11 protein-coding genes are annotated in these 14,127 nt (G+C 71.4%); 5 read left to right on the top strand and 6 right to left on the bottom strand.

The window, feature by feature from the left end; all coding sequences use genetic code 11:
- The first annotated feature begins 300 nt into the window (after positions 1–300).
- Complete coding sequence (locus QQG74_RS05200; RefSeq protein ID WP_341721144.1) at positions 301–1,452, top strand: hypothetical protein; 1,152 nt, start codon at positions 301–303, stop codon at positions 1,450–1,452.
- An 11-nt stretch (positions 1,453–1,463) separates the two neighbouring features.
- On the opposite strand, the gene QQG74_RS05195 is transcribed toward QQG74_RS05200, so the two are convergent.
- Positions 1,464–1,982 carry a hypothetical protein gene (locus QQG74_RS05195; RefSeq protein WP_341719147.1) on the bottom strand — a complete coding sequence of 173 codons (519 nt, stop codon included), beginning with the start codon at positions 1,980–1,982 and terminating at the stop codon, positions 1,464–1,466.
- 174 nt (positions 1,983–2,156) lie between these two features.
- On the opposite strand from QQG74_RS05195, the gene QQG74_RS05190 reads away from it, so the two are divergent.
- Both QQG74_RS05190 and QQG74_RS05185 read left to right on the top strand, forming a co-directional pair.
- A complete protein-coding gene (locus tag QQG74_RS05190; protein WP_204034581.1) occupies positions 2,157–2,384 on the top strand; it encodes a helix-turn-helix domain-containing protein in 228 nt (75 codons plus the stop codon).
- A gap of 113 nt (positions 2,385–2,497) precedes the next feature.
- Positions 2,498–3,112 carry an Rv3235 family protein gene (locus tag QQG74_RS05185; protein ID WP_341719146.1) on the top strand — a complete coding sequence of 205 codons (615 nt, stop codon included), beginning with the start codon at positions 2,498–2,500 and terminating at the stop codon, positions 3,110–3,112.
- A gap of 420 nt (positions 3,113–3,532) precedes the next feature.
- Here QQG74_RS05185 and secA read toward each other — a convergent pair whose 3' ends face one another.
- Positions 3,533–6,463: a preprotein translocase subunit SecA gene (secA, locus tag QQG74_RS05180; protein ID WP_341719145.1), complete on the bottom strand. Its 2,931-nt coding sequence runs from the start codon at positions 6,461–6,463 to the stop codon at positions 3,533–3,535.
- A gap of 170 nt (positions 6,464–6,633) precedes the next feature.
- Here secA and QQG74_RS05175 point away from each other — a divergent pair, with 170 nt between their 5' ends.
- A complete protein-coding gene (locus tag QQG74_RS05175) occupies positions 6,634–7,794 on the top strand; it encodes a GNAT family N-acetyltransferase (RefSeq protein WP_341719144.1) in 1,161 nt (386 codons plus the stop codon).
- Positions 7,791–8,900, top strand: coding sequence for a GNAT family N-acetyltransferase (locus tag QQG74_RS05170; RefSeq protein ID WP_341719143.1), 1,110 nt, complete (start codon positions 7,791–7,793; stop codon positions 8,898–8,900). The genes QQG74_RS05175 and QQG74_RS05170 overlap by 4 nt, the downstream gene beginning before the upstream one ends.
- A 52-nt stretch (positions 8,901–8,952) precedes the next feature.
- On the opposite strand, the gene raiA is transcribed toward QQG74_RS05170, so the two are convergent.
- From raiA to mtrB, 4 genes are all read right to left on the bottom strand, one after another.
- Complete coding sequence (gene raiA, locus QQG74_RS05165; protein ID WP_341719142.1) at positions 8,953–9,582, bottom strand: ribosome-associated translation inhibitor RaiA; 630 nt, start codon at positions 9,580–9,582, stop codon at positions 8,953–8,955.
- 253 nt (positions 9,583–9,835) lie between these two features.
- Complete coding sequence (locus QQG74_RS05160) at positions 9,836–10,498, bottom strand: ComF family protein (RefSeq protein ID WP_341721143.1); 663 nt, start codon at positions 10,496–10,498, stop codon at positions 9,836–9,838.
- A gap of 45 nt (positions 10,499–10,543) precedes the next feature.
- On the bottom strand, positions 10,544–12,340 hold the full coding sequence (locus QQG74_RS05155) for an LpqB family beta-propeller domain-containing protein (protein WP_341719141.1): 1,797 nt from the start codon (positions 12,338–12,340) through the stop codon (positions 10,544–10,546).
- Positions 12,337–14,118: an MtrAB system histidine kinase MtrB gene (gene mtrB / locus QQG74_RS05150; protein ID WP_341719140.1), complete on the bottom strand. Its 1,782-nt coding sequence runs from the start codon at positions 14,116–14,118 to the stop codon at positions 12,337–12,339. The genes QQG74_RS05155 and mtrB overlap by 4 nt, the downstream gene beginning before the upstream one ends.
- Positions 14,119–14,127 lie beyond the last annotated feature (9 nt).

Below are 14,127 nucleotides of genomic sequence, written 5' to 3'. Positions count from 1 at the left end.
GGGCTCCTGGCTGATCTCGACGACGGTGGCGAAACCGGTCCCACGGGTGACGGGACCCGGTCAATCCTCCCACGCCAAGCGTGGTCGATCACCACCCCGGGCGCACAGTCACCGTCGATCACGAAGTTGTCGGCCAAAGTCATCGTTGATTCTTCTCCGAGAAGGCGACAAACGCCGAAGAAAGGCAGGGCCACCGCGCGCCGCACGGGCATCGGACCCCCACCCAGGCGAAGCGCGTACGCTGGGTTGCCGGTGAGGTACCCGAGCCAGGCCGTCGCGCCCGGCGGCGAAAGGCAGACGATGAGCAACCAGCCCGGCGGACCGACCGCCGCGCAGCCCGACCGGCCGCAGCCCGTCGACCCGGCGGGCGATCGGCCATCCACCGACTCTGCCGCGTCGAACGGGCAGCCGGCAGCGGCTCCCGGCGCGCTGGTGCTGGCACTGCTGGCGGCCGGCTGGCTGGCGGCGATGCTCTGGTCGACCCGCGAGGCGATCAACTCGACCACCGCCGGGGTGACCGCGGTGAGCCTGTCGGCCTTCGCGCTGCCTGGCGTGATCTCGGCCGCGCTGGTGGCCGGTGCCGCGGTCGGGCTGGCCGCCGGTGAGCTGGTGACCCGCCGCCGGACCGGGGTGACCCTGCGCTTCGGGGCTGCGGTCGCGGCCGGCCTGCTGGTCGGGCTCGCCGCGGCGCTCGCGATCGATCTCACCTACGCCGGCAACACGACCACCCGCACCATCGCCGGCACCACCGCCGCCGCCGCGATCATCGGCGGCGCACTGGCCGGGGCCCGCAGCGGCGCGGTGGTCGGCGCGGTGGCCAGCTCGACCCTTGGCACGCTGCTCTTCGTGGTGGCCTTCAGCGTGGCCCGGGACCCCCTGTTCAACCTCTTCGGTGCCGGCGACAGCCAGCAGTCCCTGGTCACCGCAGCCGCCTGGGTGTCCCGCACCGAGTCGCTGCTCGCCGGCCTCATCGCCGGTGCACTGGCCTTCGGCTACCTCAGCTGGGCCCGGCGGCGGGCCGGCGGAGCCGGGCCGCGCTGGCCGGGTTACCTGGTTGCCGGCGCCGGGCCGGGGCTGCTGCTCCTGCTCGCCGAAGTGATCATCCGGGTCGGTGGGCGTTCCCTGCTCGACCTGGCTGCGGCCCTCAGCGACGCGGACGCGGTGGCGCAGACCTCGCTCGGCACCTCACGAGTGGACAACGGCATCTGGGTGCTCTTCGTCGGCGCGCTTACCGCGTTGATCGCCTTCGGCCGCACCCTCGGCCCGGCTCCCGACAACGAGTCCAGCGTCGTTACCGCCGACGAGCCGGCCAGCGCCGACAAGACCGACAGCGCCGACAAGACCCGCAGCGCCGACAAGACCGGCGGTACCGACAAGACCGACAGCGCCGACGAGGCCGGTAGCGCCGACAAGACCGGCAGCGCCGACGAGACGGAAAGCGTCGTTCGCTGAGTGCGCGCCGGTCACTCCTGACCGGTGGTGGCGCGCAGCAGCAGCTCCAGTTCGCTGGGGTCGTACCACTCCAACTCGTGGTCCTCGGCGGCGTCGACGGTGAACTGGGCGTCCGGATCGCCGGCCAGCGCCTCCACGACCACGTCTGCGGCAGCGGTGACGTCCGGCACGGCGTCCGCGCCGTCCACGTGGATGGCCGCCACGGCGGCGACCGGCACCATCCCGCGCAGTCCCACCACGCTGGAACCCAGCTCGGCATCACCCCGATCGAGGGCGCTGGCGGGCAGATCCGCCGAGACCACCACCCGGCGACGCGGCGCGGCCGGGTCGTGGCGGATCAGCTGTAGGGCGTCCTGCGCGGCCCGGGTGAAGGCAACGTACTCCAGTTCCTCCTCGTCGCCCTCGGCGTACCACTCGCGCAGCGCCGGGGTCACCGCGTGCGCCTGCGCCGCGTCGAGGCCGTGCTGGGGCAGCCTGGTCAGCATCGGCACGGTTGCCGGCAGGTACACCCGGACAAGCTCGTCGGTCACGTCGTCTCCCCGATCTGCTCCGCTCGCCAGCGGTTCCGCCGGCCGAGCGTACGGCCCCGCCGCACGCCCTGACCGTCATACACTCCGCACCCGCCCGCAGGAAAATCGCGGCTGGGCGCGGACGCCTTCGGTGATGGCAAACTGAGGCAAACGACGTCAACCCGGGGAGTTCTCGTGGAGCCGAGATTCCTGCTGCTGTCCGACGTGGCCACCGAGCTGAACGTGTCGGACTCGCAGGTGTACCACATGGTACGCAGCGGCGAACTACCCGCGATCAAGATCGGCGGCCGGGGCCAGTGGCGCGTGGAGCGCGCCCGGCTGGAGGAGTACATCCAACGCAAGTACGCGGAGACCGCCGAGTGGGTACGCGGCAACCCGCTTGCCGAGCGCGACCCGGAGTAGCCGCACCACCTCGCACAGCCATTGACCGATGGCTCTGCCGGCCGGAGAATGGGCACTGGACGGAGGCAAACGAAGGCAAACGCAAGGAAACGGCGAAAGGTGAGGGCCAGCAGATGAACGACCGTCGACGACTCGGGCCGAGCCGACCACCCGTGCTGCTACGGCCGGCACCCGCGCTCGACCCGCCCTTCACGGACGAGAGCAACGGTGCCTGGCCCACGCCGGGCGATCATCAGCTCGCCCTCGACTTCTTCGCCGCCGGACAGTTGCTCGCGCCGGGCGATCCCGGCCGGCCAGCCACCCGGCGCGGCACCGCCCGTCCGATGCCGCTGCGCCCCGGCCGCGATCCGTCCCGGCAGCTACCACCGGGCGCGCTGGCCACCGCGACCCCGGCGGCGACCCGGGTCGCGCACCGCTTCGTCGCCAGCTGCCTGGAGGTGTTCAACGGTTTCCGGTCGCCGGTGCAGCTGCGGCGTCAACTCGATCCGACCCGCTCCGCCCAGCTGCTGCCCGAGTTGGCCCGCGCCACCACCCGTGGCGCCCCGGCGCGCCGCCGCTCGCCCCGGCCCAGTCTTCGGCTGCGCCGGCTGCGGGTCTGCGAGCCCCGACCGACCGCCATCGAGGCCGCCGCAGTGCTCAGCGGTGCCGCCAGCAGCAGTTGGGCGATGGCGCTGCGGCTGGAACACCGGCGGGGCGACTGGCTCTGCACCGACCTGCGCGTCCTCTGAGCCCCGTGACCGCTGAGCTGCGTGTCCGCTGAGCTGCGTGTCCGCCGACCTGCGTGACCGCTGAGCTGCGCGTCCGCCGACCTGCGCGTCCTCTGAGCCCCGTGACCGCCGACCTGCGTGACCGCTGAGCCTGGTCGCCGAGGGCTTGCCCGGTGGGGTGGCCGCACGCACGACGGAGCCGTGGTCACGTGGACCACGGCTCCGTCGAACTGTCGAACGCCACCGCTGCGGCACGCGCGGTGCCCCTAGGGCCTGGTCGAAGTCCTCGGTCGAGCCGAGGCGGAGTCCAGGCGGCGGTCCGGCAAGGCGGGAATTGGTCCGGATACAACACCGGTATCCGGACCAATTCCCAACACGGCCGGTCGTCGCTTGGGCCGCCGCAGGCCAGCCAGGGGCTTCGACGCAGGCCCTAGCCGGGCCTCAGCTGGCCGAGGTGCCTCCCGGGGCACCGTGGCAACGCTTGTACTTGCGACCCGAGCCGCAGGGGCACGGTGCGTTGCGGGACGGTCCGTTGCTGGCGGACGCCTGGCCCGACGACGCCGTTGCCTGCCGAGCCGTGCTGGCGGCGACCCCCGGGCCACGCAGAGCGCTGGCCGGGCGCTGCGGTGCCGCCGGAGCGGTCCGTCCCGGCGCGGCCGGAGCGTCCGGCTCCGGGCTGCCGATGCCGAGTGCGGGTGCCCGCTGATCGTCGCGCTGCACGGCGACCCCGCCGGCACCGGCCTCGCCGTCGATGGTCGGAGCGGAATACTGCAACCCCTGCTGCGGCGCGCGGCGCAGGCCCTTGGCCTTGATCTCCACCGGCTTCTCCAGCAGCTGGACCTCCTCGGCCTCGGGCTCCGGCTCGTTCACCTGCACCTCGAGGTTGTAGAGGAAGCCGACCGTCTCCTCCTTGATGCCGTCCATCATGGTGGTGAACATGGCGAAGCCCTCGCGCTGGTATTCCACCACCGGGTCACGCTGGGCGTACGCCCGCAGCGTGATGCCCTCCTGGAGGTAGTCCATCTCGTAGAGGTGTTCCCGCCACTTGCGGTCGATCACCTGGAGCAGCACCATCCGCTCCAGCTGGCGGGTGCCCTCGGCACCGAGCTGCTCCTCGCGGCGGTCGTACGCGGCGTGCGCGTCCTCCTTGAGCCGGGAGACCAGGAAGTCCGCGTCGATGGCGCTGCGCGAACCGCCGGCCTCCTCCTCCAACTCCTCGACGGTGACGCTCACCGGGTAGAGCTGCTTGAGGCTGGTCCAGAGCTGATCGAGATCCCAGTCCTCGGCGTACCCCTCGGAGGTGGCCCCCCGCACGTACGCCTCGATCACATCGTCGATCATGTTGCGGACCTGGTCGGAGAGGTCCTCGCCGTTGAGTACGCGCAGCCGCTCGGCGTAGATCACCTGGCGCTGCTTGTTCATGACCTCGTCGTACTTGAGGACGTTCTTGCGGATCTCGGCGTTCTGGCCCTCGATCTGGGCCTGCGCGCTCTTGATCTGGCGGGTGACCATCTTCGACTCGATGGGCACGTCCTCCGGGATGTTGAAGCGGTCCATCACCGCCTCGACGGCGCCGGAGCGGAACCGCTTCATCAGCTCGTCCTGGAGGGAGAGGTAGAACCGCGACTCACCGGGGTCGCCCTGCCGGCCGGAGCGACCGCGCAGCTGGTTGTCGATCCGCCGGGACTCGTGCCGCTCGGTGCCCAGCACGTAGAGCCCGCCGGCGGCGGCCACCTCCTCGGCCTCGGCGTCGCAGGCCTGCTTCCACTTCGGCAGGACCTCTTCCATGGCCTTGTCGTACTCCTCGGCGTTCTCCGCCGGGTCGAGGCCACGCTGGCGCAACTCGCTCGCGGCGAGGAACTCGGGGTTGCCGCCGAGCAGGATGTCGGTGCCTCGGCCGGCCATGTTGGTGGCCACCGTGACCGCGCCCTTGCGACCGGCCTGGGCGACGATCTCCGCCTCCCGGGCGTGGAACTTCGCGTTCAGCACCGAGTGCGGAATGCCCCGGCGGCGCAGCAACTGGGACAGGATCTCGGAGTTCTCCACCGATACGGTGCCGACCAGCACCGGCTGCCCGGCGTGGTGCCGCTCGGCGATGTCCTCGATCACCGCGTTGAACTTGGCCTTCTCGGTCTTGTAGATGACGTCGGCCCGGTCCTGGCGGACCATCGGCCGGTGGGTCGGGATGGTCACCACGCCGACCTTGTAGACCTTGTTGAACTCGCCCGCCTCGGTCTGGGCGGTACCGGTCATGCCGGAGAGCTTGTCGTAGAGGCGGAAGTAGTTCTGGAGGGTGATGGTGGCCAGGGTCTGGTTCTCCTGCTTGATCTCCACCCCCTCCTTGGCCTCGATCGCCTGGTGCATGCCCTCGTTGTACCGGCGGCCGTGCAGGATGCGGCCGGTGAACTCATCGACGATCAGGACCTCACCGTCGCTGACGATGTAGTCCTTGTCGCGCTTGTAGAGCTCCTTGGCCTTGATGGCGTTGTTCAGGTAGCCGACCAGCGGAGTGTTCACCGACTCGTAGAGGTTGTCGATGCCGAGCCGGTCCTCGACCTTTGCCACGCCCCGCTCGGTGACTGCGATCGTGCGCTTGGAGTAGTCGACCTCGTAGTCGCCCTCGCCGTCCTTGCCGGATTGCAACCGGGCCACGACGGCGGCGAACTCGCCGTACCAACGGGCGGAGTGCTCGGCCGGGCCGGAGATGATCAGCGGGGTTCGGGCCTCGTCGATCAGGATCGAGTCGACCTCGTCGACCACGGCGAAGTTGTGGCCGCGCTGGACCAGTTCCTCCTTCGACCAGGCCATGTTGTCGCGCAGGTAGTCGAAGCCGAACTCGTTGTTCGTGCCGTAGGTGATGTCGCACTCGTACGCCGCGCGGTGCTCGGCGGCCGGCCGGTTGGGCAGCACCACGCCGACGGTCAGGCCGAGGAACTCGTGCACCCGACCCATCCAGGCGGCGTCCCGCTGGGCCAGGTAGTCGTTCACCGTGACCACGTGCACGCCCTTGCCGGAGAGCGCGTTGAGGTAGACCGGCATCACCGAGGTCAGGGTCTTGCCCTCACCGGTCTTCATCTCGGCGATGTTGCCGAAGTGCAGCGCCGCGCCACCCATCACCTGCACGTCGTACGGCCGTTGGCCGAGCACCCGCGCCGCTGCCTCCCGGCAGACCGCGAATGCTTCGGGCAGAAGGTCGTCCAGGGTCTCGCCATCGGCGAGCCGTTCCCTGAACTGCTCGGTCATGCCGCGCAGCTCGTCGTCCGTGAGGTTGACGTAGTCGTCCTCGATCGAGTTGACGGCGGCGGCAATCGCCTTGAGCCGGCGCACCATGCGCCCCTCGCCCGCGCGGAGGACCTTTTCCAGAATCGACACGGATCAACGCTCCCCTAGACAGTCTCGAACCATCGTAGGCGTTCCATCGGGCAGATGGTCACTGGTGGCAGGGGTCGGTCATCGCGAAACCGACATAACGCGTCGCAGCCTCGCCTGCGCCCCGGTTTTTCGGTTACGCCGTGGGCGAACGATCCGGCACGATGGGTCGGATGGAGCCCGTGGAGATCAACGAGGCCGGTCTGGTGTTACGACCGTGGCACGCCGAGGACGCCGACGCCCTGCACCGCGCCTTCCAGGACCCGGACATCCAGCGCTGGACCAGCATGCCGCTTCCGTACCTGCCGGAACACGCACGAACATTCGTCGCCAAGCGGGCACGGCAGTGGCAGGAGGGCACCGGAGCACCCTTCCTGGTCTGCGACGCGGCCACCGGCGAAATGCTCGGCGGCTGTGGACTGAACACGATCGACCGCACCCACGAACTCAGCGAGATCGGCTATTGGACCGCACCGTGGGCACGTGGGCGCGGCGTCGCGGTACGCGCCGTGCGGGCCGTGGCCCGCTGGTCGTTCACCGAGTTGAAGCTGCGGCGGCTGGCCTGGGGCGCCCAGGTGGGCAACCACGCCTCCCGGCTGGTCGCGCTCCGGGCCGGATTCCGGATCGAGGGACGACTGCGCTCCGCCGACCCGGCTGGCGGCAGCTACGAGTGGTTCGGCTCGTTGCTGCCCGGCGATGTGCCGGCGCCCGGCGAGGTCGGCCCGGCCGGGCCGGGCACGCTGGAGGCCCGCCGCGCAGCCGTCTTCGGCCGGCCGCAGCCCACCCTCTTCGCCACCGCCGGCGAGCACGAGCTGCGCCTGCGCCCGCTGGAGGAGCGCGACCTCGACGCGGTGATCAGCACCTGCCAGGATCCGGAGACACTGCGCTGGACCACCGTCCCCGAGCGGTACGACCGGTCGGCGGCCGAATCCTTCCGCACCCACTGCCGGGACAACTGGGCCAGTGGCACCGCCGCCAGCTACGTGATCGCCGACGGGCGGGACCACTACGCCGGGTCGATCGACCTGCGCCTGTCACCCACCGACCCGTTGCTGGCCGACGTCGGCTTCATGGCCGCGCCGCGCGTCCGTGGCCGGGGCTACCTGCCGGCCGCGCTCGCGGCGTTGACCACCTGGGGTTTCACCACGCTCGGGTTGGCCCGCGTCGAATGGCGCAGCCACGTCGGCAACGTCGCCTCCCGCCGAGTCGCCGAGAAGGCCGGTTTCACGATCGAGGGCACCGCCCGGGGCGCCCTCAACCACCGGGGCCAGCGGGTCGACGCCTGGGTCGGCGCGTTGCTCGCCGAGGACCTGACCCGGCAGGTGACGGCGTGAGCGCCACCCTGATCCAGGGCGAGGGCCTCCGGTTGCGGCCGTTTCGGCTCGCCGACATCGCCGACATCACCGCCGGCTGTGCCGACCCGCTCACCCAACGCTTCCTCGACGGCCTGCCCTATCCGTACACCGAGGCCGACGCCCGGTGGTGGGTCACCGAGGGCGCCCCGGCGGCCTTCGCCGGCGGCGGTGCCGCGTACGCCGTCGCCGACCCGGAGACCGACCGGCTGCTCGGCACCGTTGGCCTGAGCAACCCGGTGGCGCAGCGGGGCCAGGCCGAGATCGGTTACTGGGTGGCACCGTGGGCGCGCGGCCGGGGCCTGGCCACGGCCGCCACCCGGGCATTGGCCGGGCACGCCTTCGCCACCGGCATCGTCCGGCTGGAGCTGCTCACCAGCGTCGAGAACGTGGCCAGCCAGCGGGTCGCGCTGGCCGCCGGATTCCACCCCGAGGGCGTACGCCGATCCGCCAGTGCGGTACGCGGCGGCGGCCGGCGGGACCTGACGGTGTGGGTACGCCTCGCCGACGACCCGCCCGGACCGGTCCCGCGTCCGTTGCCGGACCTGCCCGGCGGTCGGCTGACCGACGGCGTGGTCGCGCTGCGCGCCCTCGGGCCGGATGACGTCGACGCGATGTACCGGCTGCACACCGGCGCGGAGGTGGTGGCCAGCCGGGTGCCGCCGGAGCCACCCACCCGCGAGACGATGGAGCAGCACTGCCGGAACGCGCCGAACCAGTGGCTGGTCGCCAGGAGCGCAACCATGGTCATCCTGGACGCGGCGTCGGGAACCGTCGCGGGCAACTGCATGCTGCTCCTCGACCAGCCGGCCAACCAGGGGATGATCGGCTACAGCCTGTTTCCGCAGTGGCGCGGACGAGGACTGGCCACCCGCACCGTACGACTGCTCGTCGGATGGGGTTTCCGACACGTCGGCCTGGCCCGGCTGTGGGCGGGCACCCTGCCGGAGAACGTCGCTTCGCAGCGGGTGCTGGAGCGGGCCGGTTTCCGGCGTGAGGGTCTGCTGCGCGGACGGCTGCCCGGCGGCGCCGGGGTGCGCGCCGACTCCACAGTTTTCGGCCTGCTACCTGGCGATCTGGCGGGCTGAGACGGAGTCGCCGGCTCGGGTCGGTCAGTTCCCCCGAGCCGGCGCCGCAGCCTCAGATGTCCAGCGAGATGATCCCGTAGTCGTAGGCGTGTCGCCGGTAGACCACGCTCGGTCGGCCGGATTCCTTGTCCTGGAACAGGTAGAAGTCATGGCCGACGAGTTCCATCTGGAACAGCGCGTCGTCCACGGTCATCGGCTCGGCCGGGTGGACCTTCTCCCGCGCGATGTGCCACGGCTGGTCGTCGTACTCGTCGTGTTCCTCTTCGGTCCGCTCGGCGACCGCGGTGGCGGCACCGGCGGGCGCGGCCAGCGCGGGCAGGTCGGTCACCGGCAGGCCGGCGGTGGCGGCGGCGACCGACAGCGGCGCGTGCCGGCCACGGTGGATACGCCGCCGGTCGGCGGCGCGGCGCAGCCGGGCGTCGAGCTTGGCGATCGCCGCGTCCAACGCGCTGTAGAAGTCGTTGGTGCAGGCTTCCGCCCGGATCACCGGGCCCCGCGAGTAGCAGGTGATCTCCACCCGCTGGCAGTGGTCGGACTGGCGCGGATTGCGCTCGTGGAACAGTTCGACATCGGCACGGATTAGCTTGTGGTCGTAGCGTTCGATCTTTGCCAGCTTGTCTGCTACGTGCACCCGGAAATGGTCCGGCACTTCGACGTTACGGCCCTTGACCACGATGTCCACGTGACCTCCCTCGTTCGGACGGTCTTCTGATCCGAGAAACCCGGTCGTACGTCCGTCGGAGGTCCCGCTCGGCGTCGACCGGTGGTAACGGCTACGCCTCCTCTCACCGCCGGGGGTGGGTGGTTGGTTGGCCTTCCTACCCCTGACAAGCAAACGCTAACTCCTGTTTGCCCGGCCGTCACCCCTGGTCGCCAATACCGCCGAGTAATTTCCACAGCTCATACACGATGGGGTGAAACGGAAACACAATCAGTCACCGTTGGTGCCTTTTCCGGGTCGCGGCCAGCACCGCGGCCGACGACGGAGCGAGCCCCTGCGCGGTCAGCACCCGACTGATCGCGGCGAGGGTGGCCCCGGTGGTGACGATGTCGTCCAGCAGCACCACGGTCGAGCCCGGCGGTGCCGCAGCGCTGCCCGGCCGAACGCGGAACGCGGCCTCGGCCGCCACCGCCCGGCCGGCGCTGTCCAGCCCGACCGAGTCCGGGCGGGGTGCGGCCCGCACCGGACGACGCACCAGGACCGGCCACCCCGCGGCCCGTAGCCGCCGGGCGCAGTGCCGGGTCATCCGCTCGAGGTGGTCGCCGAAGCGGGCACGCGCCGCCGCCGGAGTGTCCGGCACCGGCACCAGCAGCACCGGCCGGACCGCACCGACCGCCGCCGCCACGACTTCGGCGAGCAACTCCCCCAACGGCCGGGCCAGCGCGTGCCGGCCGTGGTCCTTGTACGCCAGCAGGGTCTCCCGCAGCGGCCCGCCGTACGCCCCGAGGGCGTGGCAGGGCGGCAACCCGGCTGGGGCCGGCACCGGTCGCACCGGGCCGGGACGCAGTGCCCGCAGCGCACGCACGCACACCGGGCAGATGCCGCGGCGCAGCCCCGGCCGTTGTTCCCGGCATCCGGCGCACTCGGCGGGCAGCACCAGATCGGCCAGATCCGCCCACAGCCCGCCCAGCACGGCTGTCGCTCAGTAGAGGAAGAAGGGAGCGGTGGGGTAGCCCGCACGTACTCCGGCCGGGGGCGGGGTGACGTTCTGGACGTGTTCCCGCTCCAGCCGTTGGAAGGGGTTGCTGCGGTAGGCGACCCGGTTGGCCTCGTACATGAACGAGCCGGCGGGCGGGGCGAGCTGGGCGGGTACGGCGCTCAACTGGGTGGCCGCCGCGCCGGTGTCCTCCCGCAGCCGGGTCTCCAGGGCACCGTCGACGCTGACGTCGTAGATCGCCGGGCGACCGGCCGATCCCGCCACCACGAGCCGGTTCTCCCCCGCCCAGTCCACCGCCGTCGGGTTGACCAGGGAGACGACCAGCCGTCGGACCGGGCCGACCGTGGGCACACCGCCCTCCCAACCGATCGCGGCGACGTGCAGCACACCGCCGATGATCACGGCGATCCGGTGCCCGTCCAGGGCGGCCGCCACCGCGCTGACCCGACCGGGTACGCCGATCGACACCGGCCGCAGCACCGCCTGGTCGTCGAAGCGGTAGAGGCCGCCGTCGACGACCACCAGCCCCGAGGGTCGACCGTCGGTACGGATCCAGACCGGCCGGCCGATCGCGGCGTGCGCGGACTCGCTTGTGGCGAAGTTCTGCACCGTGCCCTGGCCACGACCGACGGCGAGTCGCTGTCGACCGCTCTCCCCGGCGATCACCAGCGCGGCCAGCACCTCCCCACCAGCACGGCGCAGCCCTGCGGAGACCACGTCACGGTTCACCTCGGCGGCCACCGGAACCATGCCGGGCAGCTCATTTGCCACCGCGAGCGCGTGGATCGCCCCCTCGTAGACGCAGAACCGCTGGGCGCCTTCCTCGAAGCGGTACAGCTGGTTGTTCGACCGCTGCTCACCGAGGTCGACCAGCTTGCGAGGCTGGTTCAGGATCTTGATCTCCAGCGTGCCGTCCAGATCCAGGTCGCGCAGCGACCAGGCCAGCTGGGTGGCGAGTTGCTCCAGGCGCTGGTCGTCGACGCCGGGCATGTCGAGGTTGACCTCCCAGCGCCCATCCGAACCGGTCGCGTTGTTGATCATCTCGGTCCGGTCGGGCAGGCCGGAGACGCCGATCCGCAGCCATTCGGAGGGGCCCCCGGTCAGCCATCGGACCACCTCGCTCACCCGACGCTCCGCCGGCACCGCCGAGGAGAGATAGCGCTGGTCCGGCACCAGCCGGGTGCGATCGGAATTCCAAAAGTAGATCGACTTGGCCTCGTAGAAGCGGCGCAGCGCCTCGTCGCTGAGCAGCAGCAGGTTGGGCGGGTCGCTGACGTAGAAGCCGATGTCGTCCTGGCCCGCCGGACCGGCGTTGACCAGCCGGAACTCGTACGTCGTCTCGGTGGCCAGCGGTGGGGTCAGGACGCCGTTGGCCCGCAGCAACCCGACCTGTTGCACCGTGATGGTGACCTTCATGCTGTCCACGTCCGGCTCGATCACCGGATCGTCGGTGAGGCGTACCACCGACAGCGCCACCTCGCTGCCCGGCTTGTCCTGCAACCCCTCCCGGTCGGTCGGCGCGATGAACTGCTTGACCCGGTCGTACGCCCGATCCGGCTCGCCGGCCGCCGCGGCCAGGAAGTTGCGCACGAACGCCTCGGCGTCGCTGCCACTGGCCGTGCGGGTGGGCGGTTCGGTGCCCCGCCCCGACGACCAGCTGGTCTCGGCGGCCGGTCCACGCTGCTCGATCTGGACGTCGGTGTTCTCGGGGATGCCGCAGCCGCCCAGGCCCGCCAGCATCAGCGTGCCGGCGAGCACGCCACTGAGCAGGCGACGGCTCACGAACCCACCTCCGCGGGCCGCTCGGGGCCGCTGGTCGGGGTGTCACTCGACGCGGGCTGCCGGACGATCGGGAGCGCACCACCCGGGCCGGGACCGATGGCCAACAGGCCGTTGCCGGTCGCTGCGCCGAACGGCGGGGTCGCGTCCGCCGGCACCAGGCGCAGGGGCGAGGTGGTGAGCCGGTCACCGGCCCGCGCTGGCAGCGTGAGCCGGAACTGGGCACCCTGGCCGGGTGCGCCCCACGCCTCAAGCCAGCCGCCGTGCAACCGGGCGTCCTCCAGGCTGATCGACAGCCCCAGCCCGGTTCCGCCGGTCTGCCGGGCCCGCGACGGGTCGGCCCGCCAGAACCGGTTGAAGACCAGCTTCTCCTCGCCCGGCTTGAGCCCCACACCGTGGTCGCGGACGGTGATCGCGACGGCCGTCTCGTCCATCCCCAGGGCGATCCGCACCGGCCGGCCTTCGCCGTGCTCGACGGCGTTGCCGACCAGGTTGCGCAGCACCCGCTCGACCCGGCGCGGGTCGATCTCGGCGATCACCGGGGCGGCGGGGACATCCAACTCCACCTGCACACCGACCCGCTCGGCCAGCCCGGCGAGCCGGTCCACCACCCGATGCACCACCGGCACCAGGTCGGTCGGCTCGGCGTCGAGCACCGCGAAACCCGCGTCGAACCGGCTGATCTCCAGCAGGTCGGTAAGCAGCTCCTCGAACCGGTCCAGCTCGGCCTGGAGCAGCTCGGCGCTGCGGGCCACCGCCGGCTCGAACCCGTCCCGCTCGGCGAAGATCAGGTCGGCCGCCATCCGTACCGTGGTCAGCGGGGTCCGCAGCTCGTGCGAGACGTCGGAGGTGAACCGGCGCTGCAACCGTGACATCTCCTCCAGGCGGAGGATCTGCCGTTGCAGGTTGGTGGCCATCTGGTTGAACGACGCGGCGAGCAGGGCCAGGTCGTCCTCGCCGTTGACCGCCATCCGCTGGTCGAGCAGCCCGGCCGAGAGCCGCTGGGCGGTCCGGGCGGCCACCCGCACCGGGGTCACCACGAGCCGGGTGACCAACGCGGCGAGCACGCCGAGCAGCAGCACCAGGGCCACCCCGGTGGCCACCACGGTGGCCCGCGCCTGACCGGCCGTGGTGTCCTGCAACGTCAGCGGTACGAAGTAGTAGAGCTCCACCTGCCCGAATCGGGTCGGCACCGGCGAGCCGTAGACGAGGTACTTCGTCGCGCTCCCGTCGTCGCCGAGCCGTCCGGTACGGATCTGGTTGGCCACGTTGCCGCCGGACACCGCGGCGCGCAGTTCCGGGCTGATCAGCGGTTGGAAGTTCACCGCCGGCGAGCTGCGCGGCTCGATCATCTCGCCGGAGGCGTCGGCGGTGAGGGCCACCACCAGGCCGCTGGTCTGCTGCTGACCGCCGCCGGCCAGATAGTTGACCGTGCCGTCGATGGTTTCCTGGAGCTGCGCCTCCTGCGGCTGGCTGTAGAGGCTGAACTGCTTGGCCGCGTACTCCGCGCCGCTGGTCAGCCGCAGCTGGACGTCCGTCTTGGCGTTGTCCAGCAGGATGTTGGTGATCTTGTCGGCGATCAGGTACGCGAAACCGCCCACCAGCAGACTCGACACCACAAGTGTGATGGTCACCACACGCAGCTGCAACGAGCGCCGCCAGGTCTGGTGCAGGCCGGCGACCAGCCGGGCACCCCGACCGCTGAGCCCACGCCACAGCTCCCAGCCGGCGCCGCGCCGGCGGGAGGTCTTGTCAAGATCCGGAATCGGGGAGGTGGTCACAGTGCGACC

The organism is Micromonospora sp. FIMYZ51 (assembly GCF_038246755.1).
Lineage (GTDB): Bacteria > Actinomycetota > Actinomycetes > Mycobacteriales > Micromonosporaceae > Micromonospora.
The sequence above is the reverse complement of the archived record's forward strand: the minus strand, read 5'-3'. Positions and strand labels throughout refer to the sequence as shown.